General features: G+C 55.8%; 18 protein-coding genes. 8 read left to right on the top strand and 10 right to left on the bottom strand.

The window, feature by feature from the left end:
* The first annotated feature begins 39 nt into the window (after nucleotides 1-39).
* Nucleotides 40-450: a hypothetical protein gene (locus LA756_RS08070; RefSeq protein WP_224439361.1), complete on the top strand. Its 411-nt coding sequence runs from the start codon at nucleotides 40-42 to the stop codon at nucleotides 448-450.
* Nucleotides 451-465: 15 nt separating this feature from the next.
* Here the strand turns inward: LA756_RS08070 and LA756_RS08075 are convergent, their stop codons facing one another.
* From LA756_RS08075 to LA756_RS08085, 3 genes are all read right to left on the bottom strand, one after another.
* Nucleotides 466-807, bottom strand: a complete 342-nt coding sequence (locus tag LA756_RS08075; RefSeq protein ID WP_224439362.1) for a hypothetical protein — start codon at nucleotides 805-807, stop codon at nucleotides 466-468.
* 235 nt (nucleotides 808-1,042) lie between these two features.
* Nucleotides 1,043-4,276, bottom strand: coding sequence for an AsmA-like C-terminal region-containing protein (locus tag LA756_RS08080; RefSeq protein ID WP_224439363.1), 3,234 nt, complete (start codon nucleotides 4,274-4,276; stop codon nucleotides 1,043-1,045).
* Nucleotides 4,277-4,386: 110 nt separating this feature from the next.
* Nucleotides 4,387-5,688 (bottom strand): glycosyltransferase family 39 protein, encoded by a 1,302-nt coding sequence (locus tag LA756_RS08085; protein WP_224439364.1) that lies wholly within the window; start codon nucleotides 5,686-5,688, stop codon nucleotides 4,387-4,389.
* A 332-nt stretch (nucleotides 5,689-6,020) separates the two neighbouring features.
* On the opposite strand from LA756_RS08085, the gene LA756_RS08090 reads away from it, so the two are divergent.
* The gene (locus LA756_RS08090) at nucleotides 6,021-7,619 is read left to right on the top strand and encodes a sugar MFS transporter (RefSeq protein WP_224439365.1); all 1,599 of its coding nucleotides are present in this window, start codon (nucleotides 6,021-6,023) and stop codon (nucleotides 7,617-7,619) included.
* A 114-nt stretch (nucleotides 7,620-7,733) separates the two neighbouring features.
* Here the strand turns inward: LA756_RS08090 and LA756_RS08095 are convergent, their stop codons facing one another.
* On the bottom strand, nucleotides 7,734-8,858 hold the full coding sequence (locus LA756_RS08095) for a glycoside hydrolase family 16 protein (protein ID WP_224439366.1): 1,125 nt from the start codon (nucleotides 8,856-8,858) through the stop codon (nucleotides 7,734-7,736).
* Nucleotides 8,859-8,879: 21 nt separating this feature from the next.
* The gene (tilS, locus tag LA756_RS08100; protein ID WP_224439367.1) at nucleotides 8,880-9,818 is read right to left on the bottom strand and encodes a tRNA lysidine(34) synthetase TilS; all 939 of its coding nucleotides are present in this window, start codon (nucleotides 9,816-9,818) and stop codon (nucleotides 8,880-8,882) included.
* 811 nt (nucleotides 9,819-10,629) lie between these two features.
* On the opposite strand from tilS, the gene rny reads away from it, so the two are divergent.
* Nucleotides 10,630-12,180 carry a ribonuclease Y gene (gene rny, locus LA756_RS08105; protein WP_224439368.1) on the top strand — a complete coding sequence of 517 codons (1,551 nt, stop codon included), beginning with the start codon at nucleotides 10,630-10,632 and terminating at the stop codon, nucleotides 12,178-12,180.
* Nucleotides 12,181-12,206: 26 nt separating this feature from the next.
* Entirely contained in the window at nucleotides 12,207-13,022 is an 816-nt protein-coding gene (locus tag LA756_RS08110) for a TIGR00282 family metallophosphoesterase (RefSeq protein WP_224439369.1), read from the top strand.
* Between the two features lie 27 nt (nucleotides 13,023-13,049).
* On the opposite strand, the gene LA756_RS08115 is transcribed toward LA756_RS08110, so the two are convergent.
* A complete protein-coding gene (locus LA756_RS08115) occupies nucleotides 13,050-13,682 on the bottom strand; it encodes a hypothetical protein (protein WP_224439370.1) in 633 nt (210 codons plus the stop codon).
* Nucleotides 13,683-13,713: 31 nt separating this feature from the next.
* A complete protein-coding gene (locus tag LA756_RS08120; RefSeq protein WP_224439371.1) occupies nucleotides 13,714-14,595 on the bottom strand; it encodes a hypothetical protein in 882 nt (293 codons plus the stop codon).
* 217 nt (nucleotides 14,596-14,812) lie between these two features.
* Between LA756_RS08120 and LA756_RS08125 the strand changes: the two genes are divergently transcribed.
* From LA756_RS08125 to LA756_RS08140, 4 genes are all read left to right on the top strand, one after another.
* A complete protein-coding gene (locus LA756_RS08125) occupies nucleotides 14,813-17,875 on the top strand; it encodes a PVC-type heme-binding CxxCH protein (RefSeq protein ID WP_224439372.1) in 3,063 nt (1,020 codons plus the stop codon).
* A 480-nt stretch (nucleotides 17,876-18,355) separates the two neighbouring features.
* On the top strand, nucleotides 18,356-18,790 hold the full coding sequence (locus tag LA756_RS08130) for a DUF2752 domain-containing protein (protein ID WP_224439373.1): 435 nt from the start codon (nucleotides 18,356-18,358) through the stop codon (nucleotides 18,788-18,790).
* A 59-nt stretch (nucleotides 18,791-18,849) separates the two neighbouring features.
* Nucleotides 18,850-19,521, top strand: a complete 672-nt coding sequence (locus LA756_RS08135; RefSeq protein ID WP_224439374.1) for a hypothetical protein — start codon at nucleotides 18,850-18,852, stop codon at nucleotides 19,519-19,521.
* Between the two features lie 135 nt (nucleotides 19,522-19,656).
* Nucleotides 19,657-20,589, top strand: coding sequence for an alpha/beta hydrolase (locus tag LA756_RS08140; RefSeq protein WP_224439375.1), 933 nt, complete (start codon nucleotides 19,657-19,659; stop codon nucleotides 20,587-20,589).
* Nucleotides 20,590-20,629: 40 nt separating this feature from the next.
* Here the strand turns inward: LA756_RS08140 and LA756_RS08145 are convergent, their stop codons facing one another.
* The 3 genes from LA756_RS08145 to yajC all read right to left on the bottom strand — a co-directional run bounded on the left by LA756_RS08145 (nucleotide 20,630) and on the right by yajC (nucleotide 26,364).
* Nucleotides 20,630-21,514 (bottom strand): LysM peptidoglycan-binding domain-containing protein, encoded by an 885-nt coding sequence (locus LA756_RS08145; protein ID WP_224439376.1) that lies wholly within the window; start codon nucleotides 21,512-21,514, stop codon nucleotides 20,630-20,632.
* A 494-nt stretch (nucleotides 21,515-22,008) separates the two neighbouring features.
* The gene (secD, locus tag LA756_RS08150) at nucleotides 22,009-25,899 is read right to left on the bottom strand and encodes a protein translocase subunit SecD (RefSeq protein ID WP_224439377.1); all 3,891 of its coding nucleotides are present in this window, start codon (nucleotides 25,897-25,899) and stop codon (nucleotides 22,009-22,011) included.
* Between the two features lie 111 nt (nucleotides 25,900-26,010).
* Entirely contained in the window at nucleotides 26,011-26,364 is a 354-nt protein-coding gene (yajC, locus tag LA756_RS08155) for a preprotein translocase subunit YajC (protein WP_224439378.1), read from the bottom strand.
* Between the last annotated feature and the right edge of the window lie 218 nt (nucleotides 26,365-26,582).

Here is a 26,582-nt window from a genome sequence, read left to right on the forward strand (position 1 = left end):
AAGCCTTTCCAATTTGCCCATGTCAAAGCGAGTATCTCCATGCCACTAACGATCTTCTCGAATTCAAAATTACTGCTATTGCTCGGCGGCCTGGCTCTTGGCGTCGGCTGTAGTGATTCCAGCCCGAAGCTGCCGCCGACGGTACCGATCTCGGCCAAGGTCACTCTCAATGGCAAGCCGCTCCCCAAAGCATTGATCGCGTTCAGCCCCGTAGAATCAGGCCCCAGCTCCAACGGCCATGTCCGCGACGGAGAAGTGGTCGAACTATGGACCAACGGCCAGAAGCAAGGGGTTATCGTCGGAGACCACAAAGTAACGATCTATGACGACGACATCGAGTCAGGCTCGATCGACTTGGTGCCAGACAAGTACGGCCGCATCGACAAAGGCATCGCCGTATCGGTCACCGAAGAAGGCCCGAATGAATTTGTCTTTGAGCTGAAGAAGTAACGAGCCAGAAAGCTCTTAGCCGCTTAGATCGATCTCGCGTCCCTTCACAGTCGCGGGATCTTTTTGTTGCGGGGCGTCGTAGGTGGCGTCCCCTTCGAGCTCTTGTTCCGGCTCGTCGGAATCGTGCCCCAGGCGTTCCCAGGCACGGCGACCGTCGGCGTCTCGGTCGGATGTCTTTTCGCTTTCTTCAGGGTCGCCGACACCGGCCGCCTTTTCGGCCTTCTCGGTCGAGTCTACCACGCGGGCCTGATTCGCCGTTGCCTGCTGATTGTTGGCTACGTCGGAAGAGTTACGCTGTGCCAGGTTCGACGCAGCGATCGAACTGGCAAGGGATGCTCCCATCGGTCCTACGCTCATAACGTTGATCCTCGTAGTGCCCCAGGCTCTGGGAAGACGTTTCCCATGCACACTCGTCTTCCCAATGAAGAGAGTGCTCTAACGTGAACCGTGGGTCAGCGATGGCTGAAGTCAAACGGCTACGGAACCATGCAGGCACATCGAGGTGTTTTCCGCTGGAATAATGCTTCCAATTGATATCATCGTCACGTCCTCCCCCCATCTTAAGGAGAGTTCGCATGCGAACCATTGGCTGCTAGCGAGGAATCGAGTTCCCACGCCGCACGCCAGCAGGTGCTTCCGGAACAGGAGGCGCGCCGATAGGAAGTCGTACGGATCTCGCGGGAAAAAGTTGTTCGAGGGTTTCATTAACCATGGGAAAAATTTCTTGTTCGGTCGTTGGATTGTCGATCGAACCTCCCACATGAATCACCATCAAACTGCGGCTCGCTTCCCCCAGCATCTGCCGCACTACGGGCATATCAAACGTTTGATTGCCGAACTCGGTATAGAAACGCATGCTGATCTGACCATCCAGATTGGCTTCGCCGTTCCCCTTTAATGCCAACGCATCGCCAGAGAGTCGCATGTCGTCGAGATAGATATAGTTGCCGGCGACGCGGTAGTTGATGTCGGCCGTATTGAACGCACTGGTGTCAGGGAATCTCGCGTTGAGCACTTTGAGCATCGCCACCGCAAGTGGCAGCTGATAAAGATTGGCATCGCGCAGCTGAAGCGACCCGGTACCATCGTACGACTGTGTCGTTTCCAGCGTTCCGGTCATGCTCAGCTGGCCGAAGATTCTGCCGGAAGTCTGCGTCCGATTTTGCTGCCCCAAGTCGATCATCATCTGACCGACCGTTCCATTGGACAGAGTCACATCGGCTTGAAACGGCTGTGCTCCGGCCAGTTCCATGCGGCTATCGAGCGAGACCACACCACCAAACGAATTGCCGGTCACATGCCGCGGCGGCTGTCCATCGGATCGAGGAACATGGCGTCCCATCAGGAACTGCTTTTCATCAATCCAGAACGGCCCTCGTACGTTCGAGATAGGTATACCACGCGACGTAACGCTGTCGAGGTGATACTCACCAAACGAACGCGCGCCGGCCTCGTCGGCCTGACCTTCGAAGCGGATCGCGCCATAGATGTTGTCGATATGCGTTCCGCGACGGATCTTGCCGCCAGCCATATGCACCGTCATGTCCCAGTTCATTTGCATTTGCCGACCTGGGTTCGGATTAGACAGCACGACGGTACCATCCGCATGAAACAGCGGTCCGATCTGCAGCTGCTGCAGCGAACGCTCCAGCTTTTCCGGCACGGCCAGAAGCAAGTCGCGATCGATTACCACGTTCTCGATTCGCAAGTCTTCAAAGCGAATCTGCCAACGACGATCTTCCGGAAAATGGCAACTGCCGTTCGTCGAGACACGAACGTCGCCATGCCGCGCGGTGACTTGACTCAACGAAATCTGCCCGTTGCGAAACTCGACGCTGCCGACCACTTCATCCAGCACGTAAGGGAAACCGACCGGTTCGACGGAGATCGCTCGCCCCGATAAGTTGCGGCTACGTTCCCACTTCTGGGCGTTCACCCACAAGTCGCAGCCGCCATTTTGATTCGGCCAATGCAGCTGGACATCCATGTGATCGATCGATCCGCGCGGGCGAAGCTGATCCCAACCTTCCTGGGCCGACGGCGGGATGGCGATCTTCAATTCGTCATCTAGCGGGATGTCCTTACACGTGAACGACAAGTTCAAGTTGCCTTGCTTGTTGCCTGGCACCTCTTGCCAGCTTCCTCGACACGTGATGTGTCCGCTGTCGTTGTATCCTGTCAGTTGTTCGATCGTGACCACGCCATCTTTCCAGACGATGTGCCCGTTGATCTTTGAGATGGGATAGCGGAACTTCTCGTACCGCACCGAAGCATCGATCACCTCCATCCGCAGCGACTTATCAGGCTTCACATCAGGCCGACTGTGGGTAACGATCGTGAAGTCGACATTCGCCGCCCCTTGCAAGTTGAAGTCGCGTGCGACGTTATAAACGTCTTCCTGTGCGACTTTCAACGCATGCTCGAACGTCGCGTCCCAGTGGACAGGGTCGAGCGAGCGAACACGAATCGGACCGCTGCTGTTAGGACCAGGATCCATCACACTACCGACAATCGCGATGCGTGACTTACCGGCATGGGCCATCAAGTCGATCTCGAGCAGGCGATTCTTGAAGTTCACTTTTCCCCGCGCATCGTTCACTGGGTAAGGGAACTTCTCGAACACGAAATTCATCCCGCGACAATTCGCGTGAATCTCAGGCGTCCATTTGTGACCGTCGAAATTGAGCTTCACCGAAGCATCGAGCCTGCCGGACGGTTGATAACGCTTCCAGCTTTCCTGCATGCTGTACGGCAACATGCCAGCGAGGCCTTTGTGCAGCGTAATGTTTTTGAGCGTCGCCGATACGTGCATCGGACTGTCGCGTCGCCAGCCGGTTCGCGACATCGACGCACTTACGGAACCATCTTCGTAGTAGGCGACCAGCTTCTCGACCTGAATCCCCGGCGGCGAAGCGACAATGCGTCCTTGAATTCGCTGGACCGAACCTGGGATGCGGGGATCGCTCCAAGTCCCTTCGCGTAGATCGACCGTGGCGACGTAATTGCTCAGCCCCTTGGCGTTGCCGGAAAGCTGAAACGATGCATCCGCAATCGCTTCTAAATGCATCAAGTCCTGAATGTGCTTCTTCCAATCTTCGGGGCATTGCTCCCACAGATGGTCGTCGATCCGCAGATTGGTGATGTTTCCCTGGGCTGCAAATGTTTGGGCCGCTTCATCGATCAATCCGGTAATCGTCGCCGATTCCCAGTTCTGACATTGCAGCGTCGCTTTGATTCGTTTCTGCTCGCGCGACTGGCCGGCATAGGCACCCATGCCAGGCGCAGCTTCCGTTTTAACTTGGAAGTCGACATCTTCAATCAAACGTCGAACGTTGCCGCCACGTCGATCGGCCAACAACAGCGAACCGTCGTAGACTTCGACGGACGGGTTGTCGTCACCCCATTTCGGCAGTGGGAATAGCTGCTGCAAATTTGTGTTGCCATCGGCATCGAGCGTCGCGGTCAGCTTCGGCCGCCGCGCGACGATCTTATCGACCATAAAATCGCCTGACGCCAACGAACGTGGATCGGTGGTGCAGTAGACCATGATCTCGTCGACGGTGACGACCTCCTGAGATTGATAAACGCTCGACCGCTGGGCAAGCGTTAAGCCGCGGATCTCGATTCCCTTGCCTTCAATGAAACGAGCCGAACGGACCGACACCAGCATGTTGTCATAATGGCTGGCGAACTTCTTCTCGACGTACGAACGAATCTCGTTGTTCAGGTTGTGATAGAGATACAACCCCAGCGCGCACGCAAGCACGGCCACGGTTAACGCGGACCATTTGATGAAGCGACACGATACAGAGAAAAACCGACTCACCCGGGATGGAATCCTTTCCAAAAGGGAGATATGTCGCTAAATCTTGGCAGAATCACGCTTTTCGGTAAACGCCGGTTTGGGTGCGTGGCGCCGTTTTCCGCCGTCAGTTTCTAGTTTTCAGCAGAACGATTTCTTACGTCCCGGTTGGCGTACTTCTGCCAAATCGCCGCCAACAGCCCCGCACTCAAGACCGCCAGGGCTAGCATCGGCGGTTGGCGATAGCGAATCGAACTTACAAACACCATGTGCAAACAGCAGAAATAGAAGATAGGCAACGCGAGTAACATGGTGACCCACACTCGACGCGCGCTCAGCACGACCGCCAATAACCCTGTAAGCACGATTGGCAGATAGCCCAAAGCAGTTACGACACCCATCTTGCCACTTACTTTCGCGTTGTTTCCTAACGGGGTCCAGTATCGCCAGAACTTTACCATGGCAAGCGACAGCACTTTGGCAGGGTTTTGCCTGGCCCAATCGATGGCGGCTTGTTTCATCTTGTCGTCCAGCCGCGACTCAAATATCCCCGGCAGTGCGGCCTCAGTTTCTGCCTCTTCCGCGAGAAGATCTTCCCGGAACTGGGGAACGTAACGCATGTCGCTGGCGCCAGTCGCCATTGGGCTGATGCCATCGTACAGACTCGCTCCGACTTGAAGCGTCGTCGGCACGAACTTGCCAGCGACGACGTAGTTGCGCACCCACCATGGCATCAGGACGGCTACCGCAACAACGGCGGCGACCGCGTAGCTAAGCAGTTGTCGCTGGCGATCAGCGTAGAAGATCAGCCCAATCGGAGCCGCGAAAAAGGGGAACATCAACCAGCTCGGCCGCATGAGAATCGCAAGCCCAAACGCCATGCCTGAGAGTGCCGCGAACTGTAACGTTCTACCAGTCCTATCGCTTCGCAGCGCCACGATCAGCCACCCTAAGTTCAACAACATCAGCGGGACGAACGGGGCTTCGCTCAGCACGAACACACTCATGGCAATCGCGCCAGGGTAGAACGCGACTAACCCGGCTGCGATCACTCCGGCAGTCGGTCCGTACAACATCCGCCCAAGCCAAGCCGCGAGGCCGATCGTGAGCGTGCCGCACAAAATACCGACCAACCGTAGCAGCAATGTCGGCGGCTCGTCCGACAGCCAATAAAAGGGAGCCAACAGCAGCGGATAGCCAGGCGTGCGCGCGATGTAGGTATCGCCGTAAACGAAGTCTTTGCCATGAGCGATCTGCCGGGCAAGGACTTCATAACTCAGACTATCGCCAAAGAAAAAACGCTCGCCCTCGGCGATTCGCGTTTCCCACCAAACGGCAGCCGCCAGCCGAATCAACAAGCCGATCACCAGGATGGCCAGCAATAGCCAGCCAAATTCTCGCTTTTGATGCTCCGCAACTTGTTGGTTACTAGACATTTAGGTTGCCATGTGGGCATTGCCTCCGATTCCCAATGCGATTTCGCAAAAGGGAAAACTGGCAAGCCAGGTAAGCTGTGCGTGCTTGTGCAATATTAGGGTCTTAGGGGAAATCTTGCCCGAAATCGCCCCAGGACAATAGTTTACTTCCAAGTTGGAGTCGGTATACTCGGACTGCCTCGTCATGCGCGAGGAACAAATTTAGTGAATTCTTATCTTATCCCGTTCCACCCCCTGGGACTGGCCAAACCTGATCAACCACTGCTCACCCACGAGCAGTCGTCAATACTGCCCCCCAAAATGCACAGCTTCGTGTAGGAGACTTTCTACTCATGTCGAATGATACTTCCGCTGCCAGTCCGACGTATCACCGGATGGCGCTTTTGATTGCCAGCTTTATGACCCTGATCGCCGCCGGCGTCGGTTTTGGTGTCCGAGCTGGTATCTTGAACGACTGGGCCATTCGCTACGGCTTCACCAAAGTCGAACTCGGTACGATTACCGGCGGTGGTCTAGTCGGTTTCGGTGTGACGATCATCTTCTTCAGCTTCCTCGCCGATAACCTTCTCGGCTATAAGAAGCTGTTGGTTCTCGCCTTCGTGCTGCACGTGCTGTCGGTGGTGATCACGTTGGCAGCGACGCCAGTTTACGGCCTGGCCGGGAAAGATGCGACCTACTGGTGTTTGTACATCGGCGTGTTCATCTTCGCGCTGGCCAACGGTGTCTGCGAAGCGGTTATTAACCCGCTTGTGGCGACCCTCTTCCCGAAAGAGAAAACGCATTACCTCAACATCCTCCACGCTGGCTGGCCGGCTGGTCTGATCATCGGTGGGATCATCGGTTACATGTTCTGCGGCGTGAACGCCCAAGTGAATCACTTGCCATGGGAAATTCCACTGGCACTTTACATGGTGCCGACGCTGATTTACGGCTTCATGGTTTTGAAGGAAGCTTTCCCGCCTTCGGAAGCGGCCGCGGCAGGTGTGACGACGAAGGAAATGCTGCTGCAATTCCTTTCGCCGCTGCTGTTGTTCCTGTTCGTGATTCACGCAATGGTTGGTTACGTCGAACTGGGTACCGACAGTTGGATCACCAACATCATGGAGAACGTCATCTCCGGTCAGGCATTCCTCCTGTTCATTTACACCTCGGCGATCATGTTCGTCCTGCGATTCTTCGCCGGTCCGATCGTGCACAAGATCAACCCGCTCGGTCTGCTGTTTGTGTGTGCCATCTTTGGCTGCACCGGTTTGTACTGGCTTGGTTCGGCGGCAACTGGTTGGGCCATCATCGCCGCTGCCACCGTTTACGGTTTGGGTAAGACGTTCTTCTGGCCGACCATGCTGGGCGTCGTTGGCGAACGCTTCCCACGTGGTGGCGCCATCACCATGGGTGTGATGGGTGGTATCGGGATGCTTTCGGCTGGTTTGCTGGGCGGTCCTGGCATCGGTTACAAGCAAGACTACTTCGCGACGCAGAAGATGGAACAACTCGACGACGCTCTGTTTGAAGAGTATCGCTCGAAAGAGAAGAAGTCGTTCCTCTTCTTCCCCGAAGTTTACGCTTTGGATGGTGCCAAAGTCGGCGTGCTGAAGGACGACGGTGCCGAACTGGCTCGCCGTACCGAGATTGAATCGGAAGAAGGGGGCGTGTCGGAAGAAACCCAGGCCTTGAACGCCTGGTGGGAAGCCAACAAGCCTACCAACGAAGAAGAGTACAAGCACGAACTCGAAACGGTCGAAGAAGCGAACATTTACGGTGGTCGTATGGCCCTGAAATGGACGGCGATCGTTCCCGCGACGATGGGACTTTGTTACCTGTTGCTGGTGATCTACTTCTGGACCCAGGGTGGTTACAAGCAAGTTGTGCTGCATGGGGAAGAGTCGGAAACCGAGAAGTACACCGGCGGCGTCGAAGGCCCAGTCGAGTAGTCGATACTGCCGAACAGAAGACTCGGTCGATCAACCGACGCCCTTCGCATCGGTTTGAAAAACAAAAAAAGGCGAGCCTCATTCAGGCTCGCCTTTTTTTATGGATTCAGATCACTAATCGAACGGAGTGCCATCTTTCGCGAAGCTATCTGGCGTACGTCCTTTCATGATGCCGAACGCGTCTCCTTCGTCGCCATACTGCCACACTTTAACGCTGGCAATATTCACACTTGCGGTCTTCCAATCGGCAGGGCCGGCCCAGTCTGGTAGCCAAACCCCCATGCTCAATTGGGCCGACAAAGCCGGCACCCACTTGTCGTTTTCCGCGACTTTCTCGCCGTCGATGTAGTGCGTAGCGATCTTGCCTGCGTACAACGCATATTCGTTTTCGCCCAGCTTCTTCAGCGGGTTGCCCAGATACGTTTCAAACGGCACCGACTTGTCTTGAATCCAGTAGAACCCTTCCGATTCGATCACCTGGTCGTCCTTAATGCCAGGCATCGGTTGCAGATGGGTTCGCCATTCCGTGACGAACGTGTGGTACTCGCCATCGACGGCCTGGGGAACCTTGAAGAAGCGATTGTCATGTCGGTTTTGGAGAAACGTGTTGTACATCGCATCGGTGAAGTTTCCTTGCTTGCCGAACTCCGGGAAGTCTAACTCCGACCAATACTCATTCGCGGCCAGGCCATAAGCTGGAATGTGGGGGTTGTACATCGGCGTCTCGGCTTGAAACTCGTCCTTGCGGTTCTTATCTCCCTCGACCCAGCGGTAGCTATAAGTCCACAGCGCCGGAATACATCCTTTCGGCTGCGTAGGATCTTTTGGGCCACCTTCGTGCGGCGTCTGATCACCCACTTTCAGGACCATCTCGAATCGACCGGACGCGAAGTGTTGATGGCTAACAATCACACCTCCGACGCGTGTCTTGTTGCCCCACCAGCCAATTATATCGCCGTCGTATTGGTCGCCATGGGCAGTACAAACGAGCACGTTCTTTTTTTGGCCGTTCACCACGTCGGTTTTAACCGTCACATTCTCCGGCACCACGCCATGGTTGCCGTTGCCCCATCGCTTGCGATAGACGTACCACTTCTTTTCGTCGATCGAGCCGCTCGACCAATCTTCTTCGAGCACCAACTTCGCCTGCGAGGGCAGGGGAGGGAGCGGCTCGGCGGCCGAAAGCAAAGCGTCCCAGGGAAACAAAAAAGCGACAATCGCAAGAAGACAGGCCCGCATGATGAGTCTCATAGAAAAGTATTAACGGCTTAGAATCAATCGATCGTTTTCGCGAACCGCGCGAATCGTGCCTGGCAGCACATCGGCCACACCATCGGCATCGGCGGTGACCAAATCGCTTAGCTTTTGCCAATGCTGCTGGGTCATCTCTTGGCGTGGCCACTGTTGTTTTCGCCAGATCGCCACCAGAAGTTCCCTAACCAGGTAAGGACGCTCTCCGGCCAGCTTTCGCAGGTCGACATGAACCACCGCGGTCTCTGGAAACATGACCGCATTGTCCATTTGGTTACATACCCATTCGTCAATCACTTCCTGGCAATCGGCCGCTTGCTGCGAAAGTCGCCAGAGCGAAGCGTCGATTGAATCGCCAAACATCTCGCGTAAATAAGGAAGCAGTTCGTTCCGAATTTGGTTTCGCGTGAAGTCGTTAACCGCGTTGGTGGCGTCTTCGCGCCAAGGCTGATCGATCTCATTCAGATACGCAACGATTTCTTCCCGGGCAAACGGTAGCAGCGGACGCACCAGCCCAACGCCTGGCAGCCACTCCCTGGCTTCGGCAATTCCGGCTAAACCGGCCACCCCTGTTCCTCGAAACACGCGGTGCAAAACGGTCTCGACCTGGTCGTTTCGGTGATGGGCCGTTACCAGGTATCGCGCCTCGACCTCCTGGGCAATCTCCCGAAAGAACGCATACCGTGCCGATCGCGCGGCCGCCTCGATACCATCTCCGTCACCGCTGTTTGCCAGTGTGCCGGCGGCAAGCTTCTTCGTTCTTACGTTCACGCCCAACCGCTCGGCCGTCTCGCGAACAAAATGCTGGTCGGCGTCCGATTCGTCGCCCCGCAGGCCATGGTTCAGATGGACAACAAACAGTCGCTTGCGCTGTTCAGCCGAGAGGGCATCGGCCAACAGTCGCAACAGGGCGATGCTATCAGCACCCCCGGAAACGGCGACCAACATCGGCCTGCCCGCCCAAGCGTCCTGTGGCCAATGCTCGAGAAATTGTTGCGAAAAATGCGTCATATCCTGCGGATCAGGCAAAAACTAAGGATCAAACGTCGATTGTTAAGACCGATTCCCGCAAGAAAAAATAGAATGCTTCCCTCTGACGGGGAACTCTGTTAATATAGCGTGAACGGACTAGGCACACTACCAATGTGCGCCTGGCCCGACGATTGTGTTGACCAAACGTTTAACGATTCCCGGCAACTTGATTGCCAGACGAAACGTTCCGGAAGCTCAGTCGATGTGCCGGATTGGTAAATCCTCTAGCCCCTTTTGGCTTTTCGGAGGGCAGTATAGCGTGCAACTACTTCTTTTCCTGATACGGCTCCTACTGGCGGTCTGTCCATGGAAGGTAGAAATCTTGAGCCCGGCTCGCGTTCGCGCGAGAACGGATCAGCGACACGCATCTTCTCAAAGAGAAACCGCAGCGGTTTATCTGCCACTGCTAGGTTGGCTAGAAATTGACGCCCGTCTTCTTCCCCACGACGCCTGCCAACGAGCCCGACAAGGCTCTTCCAAACGAGCAGGCCCAAGCTCCGGAAATTCTTCCGGTAATCGACACGACTGTTGACCCTTGAGGGAGTGCTGTGCGCCCAACGTACACACGTCCTTGGTCTTGTCGTTCGGGGGAACGATACGCGAAAAACGGCTATTCGATCGCTTTCTGAACGTTCGCTCACACCCCATTCGTGCGCGAATTGATCTCGTCTGCCAAATTCCTTGCATCGTTAAACGCTATTCCATCCAGCTACAGGAGTAGTGGAACGTGTCTGGGTTGTATTACGCATTGACGGCGTCCGTTGCAGCAATTGGAGCTGCTCTGCTCGTCAAGTTCATTGATCGGCTCCGCAAAAAGGACGTGGAGACCGAGGCCCAACAGATTCTGGACAAAGCCAAACAGGAATCTGAGAACCTCAAGAAAGAAGCCTTGCTCGAAGCCAAAGAGGAAGCGCTGCGTCAAAAGACGGAAGCCGAGAAAGAACTTTCCAAACAACGTGACGAAATTCGCGAGCGTGAAAAGTCGCTCGATCGTCGCGAAGAATCCATCGAACAACAAGCAACGCATCTTCGCAAGCAAGAGAACATGGTCGAAACGACCCAGCGTCGCTTGTCTGAGAAAATCGAAGAAAACGAAAAGCGTTCGACCAATCTCGAAAGCATCATCCGCGATCAGCAGGAACGCCTGCACCGCATGAGCGGCATGAACGCTGAAGAAGCCAAAAGCGAACTGCTTAAACTGCTCGATCAGCAGCTACAGTCGGAAACCGGCGCCATCGTCCTGAAGCATCAGCGACGAATGGAAGAAGAAGTCCGGCCGATCGTGCAGGACATGCTGCTTACCGCGATGCAACGTTTTGCCGCAGCGCATACGGCCGAGTCGACCACCAGTACCGTCGATATCCCCAGCGACGAAATGAAGGGGCGTATCATCGGCCGCGAAGGGCGTAACATTCGCAGCTTCGAGAAAGAAACCGGCGTCGACGTCATCATCGACGACACGCCCGGCGTGGTGATTGTCAGCGGTTTCGATCCGGTTCGCCGCGAGATCGCCCGGCAGTCGCTCAACAAGCTGATCGCTGACGGCCGCATTCATCCTTCGCGGATCGAAGAAGTGGTCAAGGAAACGCACACCGACATCGAAACCACCATCCGCAAAAAGGGTGAAGAAGCCACCACGGAAATCAACGTGATGGGCCTGCATCCGCGGCTGGTCGAAATGCTCGGTCGACTTCATTTCCGGACCAGTTACAGCCAGAACGTGTTGCGACACAGCATTGAAGTCGGTTTCATTGCCGGACTGCTTGCCGAAATGGTGGGCTTGGATCCGCAAATCGCCCGCCGTGCCGGCTTGATGCACGACATCGGTAAAGCGGCCGACCACGAACTGGAAGGGGGTCACCCGAAGATCGGTGCCGACCTTCTCAAACGTCACGGTGAATCGCCCGAGGTGGTTCACGCCGCGTTTGGTCATCACGACGAGATCATCACCGAGTATCCCTACACGATGCTCGTTGCCACGGCCGATGCCTGTAGTGCTTCGCGCCCTGGGGCTCGTCGAGAAACGCTCGAACGGTACATCAAGCGCATGGAAGAACTCGAGTCGATTGCCACAGGCTTCCATGGCGTCGAACAAGCGTTTGCCATTCAAGCTGGTCGCGAACTTCGCGTGATCGCTTCCGCCAAAGAAGTGAACGACGAGATGGCCGCGAAGATCTGCCGTGACATCGCCAAGGCATTTGAAGAGCAACTCACCTACCCAGGTGAAATCAAAGTGACCATGGTCCGCGAGTCCCGCTTCACGGAATTCGCTCGGTAACTACTTATCACGGAAAGGCTACTTCCTTGAGGATTCTGCACATCGGAGATATCGTCGGCAAAGTCGGACGCGACATCGTTCGCAACGTCGTGCCGGCGCTCCGCGAGAAGTACAATCTCTCCCTGGTCGTGGCCAATGCGGAAAACGCGTGCGGCGGCTCCGGGCTCACTCCGGCCGCCCATCGCGAATTGATCGATGCCCACGTCGATTGCATCACCATGGGTGATCATATCTATCGCCGTAAAGAGCTCAACAAGACGCTCGAATCGCAGCCCAACATTGTCAAACCGGCCAACTATCCCTCGGCCGCGCCTGGCAAAGACTTTGCCATTGTGCAGTCGAAAGAAGGCCTGCGTGTGGCGGTGATCAGCGTGATGGGGCGTGTCTTCATGCGTCCGGTCGATTGCCCTTGGACTGCCATCGACCGTGTCCTCTCGCAGATTCCTTCCGATATCAAAATCCGCTGCGTCGACTTCCACGCCGAAGCGACTAGCGATAAACAGTTGATGGGGCGTCATCTCGATGGCCGCGCCAGCTACTGCCTCGGCACTCACACTCACGTAGCGACCGCCGACGAGCAGATCTTCCCGAAAGGGACAGCGTTCATGTGCGATGTCGGTATGACCGGCCCGCACGAAAGCATCATCGGCCGCCGCATCGACCGCGTGCTGGAAACCACCGTCACGTTCCGCCCGACGATGTTCGACGTCGCCAAAGATGATGTTCGCTTGAACGGAGCCATCGTCGACGTCGACTCTCAAACCGGCAAAGCGACTGCCATCGAACGACTGCAAGTCACTGAAGAAGAAGCGAAGCAGCTGAAAGCCGGCATGTCCAAGTAGTGCATCTTGGCGCGTTGCACAACAACGCTACGTGAGCTTCGTGAAATCACTTGTTCCCAGCACGCGATCAAGCGTGCGAACCGCGATCGTCCCGGTAACGGCAAAACCAATGCCGGCGCCAACAACAGCCAGGCCAATCGCACAAACCGTCACGGCTGTGCCTCCCCAAATGGTTCCAATGGCGCCGCCTAAAATGAGTCCAACGCCCCCACCTAGTGCGATCCCGGCAAAGATAAATTTATCCCATCCTAGCCAGCGATCTATTCCTTGAAACTTTGCCCGGTGACGAGCGTGAAAGTGGAGAATGGGTTCTCCTGAGTGAACCCACTCGAATTCAGCGAGGGGAAGATGATCGTTACATTTCTGGCAGAATGTCGTATGGGGAGGGCTGAAGATATTGGCTACGTAATAAAAGTCTTCTCCCATAACGCTCGTTATTCCCTGGCAAGACTGGTGCCGATAAGCTCCCTCATTTTTGCCCATCCCATCGCTAACCGGCGGAGCCAATGTGGCCGATGCAGGAAGCGTCTCGTCGTCTCCTTCCGGTTTGGACGGTAGACGGATCTTGTCCCCACACTTCTTGCACTGAACCCTTTTCCCGAATAGCTCTTCACCTATGGTGTAGTTCTTACCGCACGACGGGCAGGAAAATTTTATCATTGGCATCTCCATGTAGTATAAAAGTCATCAGTTAAAGCCGCAGCTTCTTTTCCAACATCGCGGCTTGATCTTCAGTCAGCGGTTGCCACTGGATATTGACGCTCGGCATCGCTTCTTTCAGTTTCGCGACGTCTGCTTCCGAGATGTCGACCTGGCTGATCTTCAGCGTCTTCAAGTTCGGCAGGTCTTTCAGCTGCGACACCGCGTCGTAGTTCAGCCGGGCCTCGGTCAGTTCCACCGTTTCTAGCGCCGGCATCTTTGTCAGCACAACGAGCGACTCGTTATCGAAGCTGGCCGGCGTATCTTTTCCCCAACTTGGCAGTCGCTGGCCTAAGCGGATCGATTCCAAGTTCTGTAGCTTCGCCAAATGTTTCAGCCCTTCGCTGGTTTCGGTGTTGTGCCACTCGCGGAAGCTTTTCAGCTGCGTCAATTGGCCGACCGCTGCCAGCGCCTCGTCTCCGGCCGTTGCCCCTGCGAACGTCAATGCTTCAAGCGATGGCAGATCTTTCAGGTGAGCCAGCCCCGAACCATTGAATGCTTCCAGCTTCCGTGACGGGTGAAAAATCGACAGCTTCTTCAGCTGCGGAAACGCCGCGAAGTGCCGGTAACCGTCGTCGGTCAGGACGCTACCGTTGATCATGATCGCTTCCAGGTTCTTCAGTCCGCCAAGCATTTTCAGCTGTGCGTCATTCAAGTCCTTCCCACTTAATGACAGCGACTGGAGCGTCTTTAGATTGCCGATCAAGCGATACTCTTTGTCGGTATAGCCGTCGCAGTTGGCCGAAAGGGAATGCACGGCGCCATTGCGGATTTGAACTTTCGCGTTGATCTTCTCAAACGCGCCAATGTTTGGCTCGTCGGCCAGCAACAGGGCAGGGGCGAACGCCATCAACAAGCAAAGAATCGTCTTCATGGGGGCTCCTTGAAAGAATAGGGTGCTCCTATCTTCCCCGCCGCCGAACATGGTTTCAACGGTATGAGTAAGTTTTGCCCAGTGGCACAATCGAGTGGGTCATCCCGCGGCAAAATGATATCTCGAATTATCTAGGAAAAACTAGACTTACCTCAGGTCTCACGCTAGAACTAACAGCATTGCCTGCTTTCATCCTCCTGCCTGCCTGACTCCTGCCATGACATATCTTCGTCGATCTTCCGCCGCGGCGACCGGTCTTCTGATTGCCGCTGCTGTAATTGCTTCGCACGCGACTGCTGACGACAACAAAACGAAGTCGCTCAATTCGGCCAGCAACGAAGCGGTTCGCGAACATATCCGCAACTTCGAAGGGCGTGGACAAACGGCCGACTTCTCGATTCCGGCACTCTCCCCCAAAGAAGCGGAAGCCAAGTTTGTCACTCCTGACGATGTCCGTATGCAAGTCGCATTGGCCGAGCCCGACGTCCGACAGCCCGTTTGCGTCAACTTCGACGAGCGGGGACGCATGTGGGTCGTGCAGTATCTGCAATATCCATTTCCCGCTGGACTGAAGGTGGTGAAGTACGATGAGCATCTTCGAGCCGTGTTCGACAAAGTCCCCCCGGCTCCGCCGAACCATGATCGTGGCGCGGACAAGATCACCATTCACGAAGACACCAACGGCGACGGCATCTTCGATACGCACAAGACGTTTGTCGACGGCTTGAACATCACCACCAGCGCACTGCCTGGCCGCGGGGGCGTCTGGGTAATGAACCCACCCTACTTGTTGTTTTATCCAGACGAGAACCAGGATGACATTCCCGATGCCGATCCCGAGGTTCACCTATCTGGCTTCGGTTTGGAAGATACGCACGCGGTCGCCAACAGCTTGACATGGGGCCCCGACGGTTGGCTGTATGGTGCCCAGGGCAGTACCTGTTGGGCAACGGTCCAAGTGACGAAGAACCCTTCGCACGATCCCGTTCATTTCAAAGGGCAAGCGATCTGGCGTTATCATCCCGAGACACACCAGTTCGAGATCTTCGCCGAAGGGGGCGGCAACACGTTTGCCGTCGAGTTCGATGCCAAGGGGCGTCTTTTCTCCGGCCACAACGGCGGCAACACCCGCGGCTTTCATTACGTTCCCGGCGGCTACTATCAGAAGAGCTGGGGCAAACATGGGGCACTGACCAATCCGCACGCGTATGGTTTTTTCCCAGCCATGAAGCATGCCCCCGCCGAGCGTTTCAGCCATACGCTGGTGAGGTATGAAAGCGACGCGTTGCCGAGCCGTTACCACGATCGCATCGTCGCCCCGGTGCCGCTGCATAACTACGTGGCAGTCTCGAAGATGTCGCCCCATGGTTCGACCTGGCAGACCGAAGATGAGTTCCATGCCATCGAAACCGACGACGTTTGGTTCCGTCCTGTCGATATCAAAGTGGGGCCTGACGGGTGCATTTACATCGCCGACTGGTGCGACACCCGGCTCACGCATGTCGATCCGCGAGATACATGGGACCGTGCCCGGGGCCGCGTCTGGCGATTGCAGCCAACAGATTTTCCGGCGCGACAGCCAATCGATCTTCGCCAGCTTTCAACGCAGCAGCTCGTCGACATGCTGGCCAGCAAGAACAAGCTGCAGCGGCAATTAGTGCAGCGAATGCTCCGCGAACGTAAAGACACTTCCGTCGCCGACTCGCTTGTCGAAAGTCTGCCAGACGCGAACGGCCAACTGGCCCTGGAAACACTTTGGGCCATCGATGCTCTCGATCGTTACACTAGCGATGTCGCCCAAGTCGCTCTCGCTCACGACGATCCTTATGTGCGGCTATGGGGCGTACGACTTCTCAGCGAATCGCAAGCCAACGCCCTAAGCAGCAAACTATTGGCACTAACGGCCAAAGAACCACACGCCGAAGTTTGCAGCCAACTAGCTTCCTCCGCGAAACGAATTCCGGGGCCGCTAGGCCTGGCGATGGCTCAAACGTTGGCCACGCGGGACGATCTGGCCGACGATCCTCACTTGCCGCTGCTCACATGGTGGGCGGTCGAAGCGCATGCAAACGATTCCTCTTTCAACGTCACCGAGTTCGCTACATCGCTTACCAATAGCCAAACTGGCGAGCAGATCGTCCTGCCAAGATTAGCCCAACGTCTCGCCGCGGAAGACGACCCGCGAAGCCTCAAACAGTTGGCGTTGCTCCTGGAAAGCACACCCAAGCCGAAGTTACGTGGCCGCATGCTGCAGTCGATCGATGAAGCATTCAGTGGACGCAAGATCGACAATCTACCGAGCGAACTTCGCGAAGCAATCGTCGCCTCGGCCGCAGGCAATTCGCCGGCCCAGTTGGCCCTCTTGGTACGAGCCGGGCAACACGATGCTGAGCAGACTGCCATCGCCAAAATGGCCACCGACAAAACGCCTCGCGCCGAACGATTGAAACTGATTCAGCTTCTCGGCCAAGTCGGTTCCGAGCAGGCTCGCGACGCTTTGGCAGCGTTGGCCCAGTCGAACGCTCGGCACGAAATCCGCATCGCTGCAATTGGTGCGCTCAGTTCGTTCCCCAGTAGTACATTGGCGGAACAGTTCGTGAAACGATATCCCAACGAGCCAGAGGCGATTCAATCGGCGATCATCGACTATGCCACGACCAGCCCAGCGCCCGCCAAGCCGCTGCTCGACGCGATTGAAGCGCAACGCATTCCTCGATCGGCGGTCTCGGTCGACCTGGTCGAAAACCTCAAGCTGCACGGCGACCAGTCACTGAACGCGAAACTAGCAAAGCTCTGGGGCTCGACCAGGGCCACGCCAGACGAACTGGCCGCCCAACTGGAACAGACCGCGACCATTTTGAAGACAGGCAAGGGGACCGCCGAGGAAGGGAAGCTGTTGTTCACCAAGCGGTGCGGGACGTGCCACAAGCTGTTCGGCGAAGGCTCGAGCATCGCTCCGGAGCTGACCGGCTACGAGCGGACAAACCTCGACTTCATGCTGCTTTCAATCGTCGACCCTAGCGCGGCGATTCGTGAAGAGTACACGAACTATCGCGTACTGACTGTCGACGGTCGCGTGCTGTCTGGTTTTCTGAAGAACCAGGACGACAAAACAATCACGCTGCAAAATGCCGACAACGCAGCTTTGGTGATCCCGCGCGACGAGATTGAAGCGGGACCGCTCGCGCTGGACAAGTCGTTGATGCCGGATCGACTTTTGGAAGACTTAACGGCAGATCAAATTCGCGACCTGTTCGCGTACCTCCAAAGCCAGCCATGATCGAAGCCGACGCAACGACTCTCAACCCGGCAGAGATCAGGCCAGGTGGTCGCCAGCTTGCCTAAAGCGGCCTGTCTCGCATCAGACTACCTCACTTATCAATTGCGCGGAACGAGCAGTTTTCGGTTTTGGAAATCTGCCAAAGTTTGCGCGAAGTCTGCGCCTTTTCTTGAAAAGTCTGCGCGTCGACTCACCAACTTCACGCGTGGCAGAGGATGCTTTGGCTGGCTCCATTACGGTGGCGCCGGTAACGATGCCTGGACTTGCTGAGAACCGGCGTCGGCAGCCTGATACTCTTGTGAAGGTCGCCTGTACACTCTTGTATAATTGTTAACGAGTCTAATTATGGCGACCGCAGCGGCATCTGACGCACCTTTCTCGAGGGAGAAAACCGTGATAGCATCGAGAGTTAGGAATTCTGTCTTGTCTGGTTTCCAGGATTCCAGTATCGTTCGCGCCCGATGGAAGAGTAATTTTGTCATGGCTGAGTCCCCGCCAATTTCCCCGCTTCGCTGGTATCAGCGAATCCTCATGGGGTTGGGAGGCTTGGTTTTGGCCATTTTACTGGCGACAGCTGCCTGGCTCACGCCAAGCTCTGCGGGGCTCGGCACGCATCAGCAACTGGGGCTTCCCCCATGCACGCTGGTGCAGTTGACCGGAACGCGTTGCCCTTCATGCGGCATGACAACAAGTTGGTCGCACTTGATGAAGGGAAACGTCTGGGGTTCGCTTAAAGCGAATACAGCAGGCTGCTTGCTAGGGCTGATTTCCCTATTCCTGGCCCCCTGGATGTTGAGCTCGGCCGTGATCGGCAGGCTCACCCTTCCAGCTCCGAGTGACGGACTGTTGATCAGCATTACTGTGCTGGTCGTCGCCGTGACGCTGGGAGACTGGCTGATACGAATCAACATGTAACCAACCGACGGTTTGCAGGACGCAAGCCAGACGACATATCACCACGGATGAATCAAGTCATGAACCAAGGACGGTATCGACTTTCGCCGCAACTGTTTTCCGGCATTTTGCCCCTCGGTTTGATTTGCCTGCTGCTGCTGAGCAACAGTGGCTGCGTCGGACTTCTGGCAGCCATACTGCGAGATACCGAGTACGCTCCGGCTAAGTTCAAAGGCTTGGAAGAAAAGAAAGTTGCCGTGCTTTGTGTCGCGGGACCGTCGTTCTATTCCGAGAACTCCACTTCGCGACAGCTCGCTGAACAGGTCGAATCGCAACTGGTCATGCACGTCGACGAAATCAAAATCATCCCACAGCAGAAAATCGACGACTGGAAAGACGTTTCTGGTTGGGACAACATGGACTACCGTGAAGCCGGTAAGTCACTGAAAGCGGACATGGTGATTGCCATCGACCTGGCCCGCTTCGAGATCCAGCCCAACCCAGGCGTCTATAAAGGGACCGCCGAATTCGTGGTCTCGGTTTACGACATCAATCATGACGGCAAACTGGTTTTCCAGGACACCCCGAGCCCTGTCGAATTCCCGCTCAATGGGTTGGCCTCGGAAGTTAGCAGCGAACGTCAGTTCCGTAACTCGTTCCTCCGCCTGCTTTCGCACCGCATTTCACGCAATTTCTACAAGTACAATGTCCGCGAAGACTTGATGCTGGACCAGTCGTTTGTGTCCAACTAAGGGCACAAACAGAAGGTTCGGAAAAGTTGACCGGTTCGAAAACAGCGTCTACCATTTAGTAAAGTCAATTGCAGACTTACGTTGCGTCGCTTTGACGCCCTTTTCCAACAGAACCTCTCAACCCATCCGGCCAAGATGCGTTTGCTATTAATCCCGCTGACAGTCGCCCTGTGCGCGTTTTTCGCTTTGGAACCTTCCCTTGTCCATGCTCAGGGCAAGAGCAAGAAGGAAATTCCACCTCCGGAAGCGATCACCGTTTCGACTAAGGATGGCATGATCATCCACGGTACGTACTTCGGGAGCAACCTCGGCAAGAAAGCGATCCCCGTGATCATGCTTCCAGGCTGGGAACGCAGCCAGAAAGATCTCACCGGGTTAGCGCTGGCAATGCAGAAAGAAGGCCTCGCCGTTTTGACGGTCGATCTTCGCGGCCACGGCAACAGCAAGTCGATCCAAGGTCCCGGCGGTCAGATCGTGGAAATCGACTTGGACCGAATTCGCGCCAGCGACTTTGAAGCGTTCGTCGCCCAAGACCTGGAGGCCGTGAAAGGCTTCCTGATGCAAGAGAACAACAAGGGCAATTTGAACATCGAGATGCTGACGATTGTCGGCTGCGATTTCAGTGCGACGGCTGCTTTGAATTTTGCCGCTCAAGACTGGAGCTGGCCCATCCTGCCGGCCATGAAGCAAGGGCAAGACGTGAAAGGCTTGATCCTGGTTTCGCCACCGAAAACCTTCAAGGGTTTCAACGCAAACCGTGCCCTGCAAGTGCCAGCGGTGAAGAACGAACTGTCGATCATGATCATTGCCGGTCAGCAAGATCGCACGAGCTTCAGCGATGCGAAGCGTGTTTTCAGCTCGATCGATAAGATTCGCCAGAAGACGGTTACCGACTCGAAAGATCGTACTGTCTTTTTCGCCGCGAAACCGACAGGCCTGGAAGGGACCGACCTACTTGTCGATCCTCGCTCGAACTGCCTGAAGGACATCCTGTTTTTCACGAAGGTCCACCTCGCCGAGCTGCAATCGAGCGATCCTTGGACCGATCGCACGACTCCGCTTAACTAGCGGACGCTATCTCTTTTCGGCCAATGGCCGCCGGGACTGCTTAGGTCCCCGGCGGCGAAAGTGTCGTCCATGGATTGCTTCCACCGCGATTCTCACTGGCGGTGGAAACGGGACGAAGCCGCGTCATTGGCTGGACTTTCTCGGTTAGCTGCGGCGCCTGATCGGCTGTTTGCGTGCTTGGAATCGTCAGTGTGACTCCAATCGGCAACAGGTCAGGAGAATCGAGTTGCCCTCGATTCGCACGATAGATCGTATCCGCGAGAAGCGGATCGCCGAGGTACTTCTCGGCGATCGACTCCAAGCTGTCACCATCGCGTACGCGGTGCTCCCGCGTTATGTTGGAACCGCTGTTGCTTGTGCCATGATTCGGCGGAGCAATGCGGGGCAGGGGAGTGAACTGCTGCTGGACTTGCGTCGCCGGCAGTTCAGGTTTCATTACTTGCCGCGTGGCGATTACCGGGGATGTCACCGTTGGCGGCAAGGGTTTGGCCGATCCAGGAATTTCGATTGGCACCACGGCATGGCTAGCCGTGCGCGGAGTTCCTGGGGCTTCTACACGAGAAGCCAACGAGACGTTGCCGACCTGGTTGATCGGAACATCGGCCAGAATTGGTTGAGCCGCGATCGGCCGAGCTACTTCCATGTCCATCGACAGAGAAGGAATCTTCGCCGGATTATCGAGACCCATGCTGCGATCGCCGCGCGGTGTGAGCGTCACGACGTCAGGGCGGGAGACTTGCTGCTCCCAATACTGCTGCGAGTTGAACTGAGCTTCAACCGATGGCTGAGCCGTTGACTCTTGAGCAGTGTTAGCCTCGGGCGGTGCCTGAGGCGGAGTACTCCATGCCGACCAATAGGGCATGGCGGAACCAAGGCCAATCACTCCTAGTGCGGCCATGGTAAGAAACTTGGAATCGCCGTTCATCTTGCGTACCGTCGTCTTGGGGAGTCACGTGTACGCATTCCATTGCATTACTTATCGAAGACCATCCTGATACTTCGCTTCATCGACGCATGCTAGCGTCGGGCTCCTTAGTTTTTAGAGGTCCCATTCACGTTTTTCGCAGGACGAAGGTACGAACATAATCGACGCACGCATCAGGTAAACTTTGCGTTGGAAAGCTTTAACGCCTGCGAAAAACCGAGCGAACATACCAGTTGAAACAAGGTGCCGCCGCCACAAGAGACGAGCGAAGACCAGTCGCCCGACTCGACGGAAACCAAAGGGCCAAGCACATGCCGGCAGCGGCACCTGATTCAACTAGAAGGAACAATGCTCACTACATCCCAGTACGCGATGCTTGCGCGGCGCAGTTCGAGTGACCGTCGACGAATCCGGCGCAAAAAAAGAAGGCGGCATCACAAGATGCCGCCTTCGTAAAGTTTAACGGTTAGCAAAGCTGAGGGCTTTCGCCGCGATTAAGCTTCTGCTTTCTTTTCGCTCTTATCACGATTCATCAGCCACAGCAGAACCGGGCATGCGATAAACACCGTGCTGTACGTACCAGCGATGACGCCGATCACCAGCGAGAACGAGAAGCTATGGATGCCTTCACCGCCGATGAAGTACAGGATCAACACCACGATCAACGTCGTGATCGAGGTCAACAACGTACGACCGAGCGTTTGGTTGATGCTGAGGTTGATCATCTCACTGGTCAAGTCAGGGCTCTTACCGCGGACTTCGCGGATACGGTCGAAGATCACGATCGTATCGTTGAGCGAGTAACCAATGATCGTCAGGAACGCAGCCACCACCGGCAGGCTGATCTTGAATTCGGTCACCTGAAGGAAACCGAAGACAGGAGCGAGCCAGACACTCAGTGCAATAAACCCGAGCGTGACTAACACGTCGTGAACCAATGCCACGACAGCGGCAACACCGAAGGCAACGCTTTGGAAGCGGAACCAGATGTAGCCCACGATCCCGATCAAACAGAAAGCAATCGCCAAGATTGCCATCGTCTGCATGTCGCCAGCCACTTTGCTACCGATCTTGCTGGACGAGGGCCAGACTGGCGTCGAGTCGAGCTTCTTGCTGGCTTGCTCCAAGATCTTGGCCGATTCCGCAGGTTGTGTCGAAAGCTTAACTGTCCAAGTCGCCTGGCTTACGCGGCTATCAACTGGCAGCGTTTGCCCTTCGCCATCGAGGAGTGAAACCTCCGGCGGAACAACCGAAAGAGCATTGGCTGCATCCTTGATCAGCGTTCGCACCGTATCAGCACTGATCTTTTCGTCAAAAGTCAGTTCCGTTTCGGTCTGGAAGCGTGGTGCTTCCGCCTCCGCTTCTGGCGTCGCCAATGGATTTTCCGGGGAAGCCTGGGGAGCCTCTCCCATCGGAGTCGGCGTCATCGGAGACTCTTCGGCAGGAGTTTCTTCCGCGGGAGCTTCCTCCATAGGTGCCGGCGATTCTTCCATAGGCTTGGCTTCTTCCGAAGGTTCCTGCATCGGCGATTCCTCAGCAGGCTTATCTTCGGCTGGAGCCTCTTCCGCTGGCTTTTCCTCGCTTGGCGTTTCTTCTGCAGGTTTCTCCTCAGCAGGAGATTCCCCTGAAGCTTCACCTTCCGAAGCAGGCTCTTCTTCGCCCCCATCTTCCTGCAGCAGGACATCCAAAGTCACCTGCCACGGCAACAAGGCAAACAAGCGGCTGGAAACAGGAGCCATGAACGATTGCATGTCACCTTCTGGCTTTTCTTCCGATTCATCCGAGGCTGGTTCCTCTTCCGTCATCGGCTCTGGCTCGGAAGATGTCATGGGCTCTTCGGTTGCCGGTGCTTCTTCACTAGTAGCCGGCGTCGAAGCCGAAGCCCCAGGAGCGGCAGCAGGCTGAGCAAAGTCCATGTTATGCATCATCAGCAGGCTCTCGCCGTTTGGTCCGGTAAAGACTTGGGCGATCCGATCCTGCACCACTTGCACGCCCGCCGGAATTTGGCCGGTGTTGTAACGCAGTGCATCGGTACTGAAGTTCATTCGCAGATGATCGGCCGTCTGGGTGTCGTCGTCGACATTCTTGACCGACATGGAACCAGAATCGGCTCCTGTTTCGTCCTGGAATTCGACGCCATCGCCATCCGGATTTGGCAGAACCGCGATGCCGACTTCAGCCGCAGCCAACTTCTTAATGATCTCGGTCAGCGATTCGACGCCTGCAAGATCAACTTCGGCAGTTGCCCCAGTCCGGTCAGTCAATTGGACTTTGCCCAACTGACCGTATTCCGACATCGAGGTGTCGACTTTATAGATTCGATCTTCGTGGCCTTCCAACGTCACCGCACTCACCGACAGGTCAGGCAGAACATCGGTCAGCTTGCTACGAACTTCAGAAATTGGCATCGCTTCTTTCAGGTAGACCTGAACCGACGAACCACCGTTGAAGTCGATGTCGAAGATATCCTTACCGCGGACACTCACCCCAATCATGCCGACCAGGATGACAACCAACGAGATCATCGCAGCGATACGCTTCTTACCGATGAAGTCGAAGCCAATGCTGGAAGCAGAAGGCATGAACCTCAGCGTGGTAAGAATTCGCTTCTTTTCCAGAATGTCAAAGATGCCTCGCGAAACGTAAATCGCGGTGAACATACTCATCAAAATACCGACGAACAACGTCACGGCAAAACCACGAACCTGGTCGGTACCGATTCGGTACAACACAGCGGCGGTAATCAGCGTGGTGATATTTGCGTCGACAATGGTCGACATCGCTTTGCCGAAACCGTTGGACAACGCAACTCGCAGAGAAGCTCCGCCATTGATTTCTTCGCGGATACGCTCGTAGATCAGCACGTTCGCGTCGACTGCCATACCGACCGTCAGCACCAAACCGGCGATACCGGGCAGCGTCAAGTCAGCTTTAATGGCGATCATGATGGCCAGGATCAGCACCAAGTTGAACAGCAGCGCGAAGCAGGCCACCAAACCGGCGACGCGGTAATAGATAGCCATGAAGACCAACACGGCGATCAACGAAACCGTAATCGCGACGGTCCCTTTGCGGATCGTGTCGTCACCAAGTGTGGCGCTGATTTTCTGTTCGCTGATCGGTTCTTTTCGCAAGACAACCGGCAGCTTACCACTGCGAAGCACCTGAACCAGGTCAGAAACTTCCTGCTGCGTGAAATCGCCGGTGATGATACCGCTGTCGGTGATCATCGCATTAATTCGCGGCGCCGAGATCAGATAGTTATCCATCACGATCCCAAGCTTTCGCGGAATGTTTTGTTCGCTCAGGTTTTCCTGAGAAAGCCGTCCCATACGGTTTGCACCGTCAACGCCGAACTCGAAACCAACGGCTGGCTTGTTGTACTCATCACGAGCGATTGCCGCCGAAGAAAGGTGCTTACCACCGAGGCGGAACTCAGGTCGCTCGACTCGCATGAGGACCTCAAACGGAATGCCAGGCCCACCGCCACGAACGAGGTGCCGTTGGCTGTTGAGGTAGGGCGTCAGGCTTGGATCGGAGAAGTTGCTTTCGCCGACCGATCCGCGAGCATCGTCATCGACGCGAACCCAACGACCGATACGCTTACCTTCGCGGTCGGTCACGTACGTGACGCCGATCTGAGCTTCGTCTTGAGCACGCGTGATTAGATAGTCGTGGTCTTGCTTGTTGGCCACGATCATAAAGTCGAGAACACCCGCTTTGGTGATCAGTCGCTTGATCGATTCCAAGTCGGACGATTCGGCTTGCGGCACGATCACTTCGACCTGGTTTTCGCCGTAAGGACGAATAACCACTTCGGAAACACCGGATGGGTTAATTCGCTTCTGCAGCTGAGTGATCAGCTGAGCGGTCCCTTGTTCCAGTTGCTTTTGCGGCGTTAAGTCGAACGGTGTTTCGCCGGGCGAACTGTCAGCCGCCAACAAATCCAAGCTGGCTTGCTCGTCCACTTCGTAAACGAGAATGACACCACCCTGCAGGTCGATACCAAATTTCGGAGGCCACAGCAGGAAGCAGACAGTGACACTACAAACCAAGCTGGCGAGAATCACCCCCAGCTTTCTCCCCATGTCGGGAAGCCGAATGGCGCTGGCCAACCATACGCCGAGGACGTAAGGAACAACCAACGTCAGGAAGATAATTCCCAGCACGTTTAAGGTTTGAGAAGTACCAGAACTCGGCGTTTCCGCTGGAGCAACTTGGGTGCTCGGGGTAGGGACCTCGGTGGCTGGCGTTTCTTGTGCCATTGCCGTTGAGCCCAGCCACGAACTTCCGCCGGCATCCAGCCCGAAATCGACGCCCGGCAACATAGTGACCGTCAGCGTCAGCACGAGCATGACAGCAAAAATCGTGCAACTCTTCTGCATTGCGTGTCTCCAAGCCTTGGAACTTTCGCTATTCCCAGGCAAGTCGTATGGTTGAATATGGAAAGGGGAATTCGTCCGTGAATCATCCATTCAAGTCGGTGACATGGGAAATCAGGATTCGGCGTTATCGCTCGGCTTTCCCTCTTTCGAGAGAACTCCGGCGATCGCTCGCATGCGAACCCGCATCTCCGTCCCCGACTTATCGTCCAGGCGAAGTACGACCTCTTGCTGGTCTTTCTTCACGCTAACCACCGTGGCAATGATCCCACCGATCGTTTCCACGCGGTCATTCTTCTTGATCCCGTCCAGCATTTTCCGGACATCCGAAGCTTTTTTCTGCTCGGGTCGGACCAGCATGAAATAACCCAGCACCAGAATCGCAATAATCGGCAGCCAAGTAAGAGGATTCGCGAAACCGCCGTCTTGTGCCAAGATGTGAACCGGCCATGCCGTCAAATCAAACATTTCCGCCGACGCTTTCTACCGCTTGCCTGGTTCCCTGATAGCATTCCGCTGCTTAGACAACACCTGATTGGCTTAATAGCCACCACAGCGATGCCTGAAGAAGGTCAGAACCACCTCGAGAATGGACTCGTTTTGTACCGTCCACAAAGTGACAGCACATGGAAACCGCTCATGATAAGAGTTTCGTTCTATACCGGCAATAGCGGCCAATCCCCCCA

Origin of the sequence: Bremerella sp. TYQ1 (assembly GCF_020150455.1) — a bacterium.
In the GTDB taxonomy this organism is placed as follows: domain Bacteria; phylum Planctomycetota; class Planctomycetia; order Pirellulales; family Pirellulaceae; genus Bremerella; species Bremerella volcania_A.

Bases quoted from the DNA above. Each gene is read 5' to 3' on its own strand.
- LA756_RS08115 (WP_224439370.1), bottom strand. From the start codon at position 13,682: ATGATAAAATTTTCCTGCCCGTCGTGCGGTAAGAACTACACCATAGGT.
- yajC (WP_224439378.1), bottom strand. From the start codon at position 26,364: ATGTTTGATTTGACGGCATGGCCGGTTCACATCTTGGCACAAGACGGC.
- LA756_RS08095 (WP_224439366.1), bottom strand. From the start codon at position 8,858: ATGCGGGCCTGTCTTCTTGCGATTGTCGCTTTTTTGTTTCCCTGGGAC.
- tilS (WP_224439367.1), bottom strand. From the start codon at position 9,818: ATGTTGGTCGCCGTTTCCGGGGGTGCTGATAGCATCGCCCTGTTGCGA.
- LA756_RS08130 (WP_224439373.1), top strand. From the start codon at position 18,356: ATGGCTGAGTCCCCGCCAATTTCCCCGCTTCGCTGGTATCAGCGAATC.
- LA756_RS08070 (WP_224439361.1), top strand. From the start codon at position 40: ATGCCACTAACGATCTTCTCGAATTCAAAATTACTGCTATTGCTCGGC.
- LA756_RS08085 (WP_224439364.1), bottom strand. From the start codon at position 5,688: ATGTCTAGTAACCAACAAGTTGCGGAGCATCAAAAGCGAGAATTTGGC.
- LA756_RS08120 (WP_224439371.1), bottom strand. From the start codon at position 14,595: ATGAAGACGATTCTTTGCTTGTTGATGGCGTTCGCCCCTGCCCTGTTG.
- LA756_RS08145 (WP_224439376.1), bottom strand. From the start codon at position 21,514: ATGAACGGCGATTCCAAGTTTCTTACCATGGCCGCACTAGGAGTGATT.
- LA756_RS08125 (WP_224439372.1), top strand. From the start codon at position 14,813: ATGACATATCTTCGTCGATCTTCCGCCGCGGCGACCGGTCTTCTGATT.
- secD (WP_224439377.1), bottom strand. From the start codon at position 25,899: ATGCAGAAGAGTTGCACGATTTTTGCTGTCATGCTCGTGCTGACGCTG.
- LA756_RS08135 (WP_224439374.1), top strand. From the start codon at position 18,850: ATGAACCAAGGACGGTATCGACTTTCGCCGCAACTGTTTTCCGGCATT.
- LA756_RS08090 (WP_224439365.1), top strand. From the start codon at position 6,021: ATGTCGAATGATACTTCCGCTGCCAGTCCGACGTATCACCGGATGGCG.
- LA756_RS08140 (WP_224439375.1), top strand. From the start codon at position 19,657: ATGCGTTTGCTATTAATCCCGCTGACAGTCGCCCTGTGCGCGTTTTTC.
- LA756_RS08075 (WP_224439362.1), bottom strand. From the start codon at position 807: ATGAGCGTAGGACCGATGGGAGCATCCCTTGCCAGTTCGATCGCTGCG.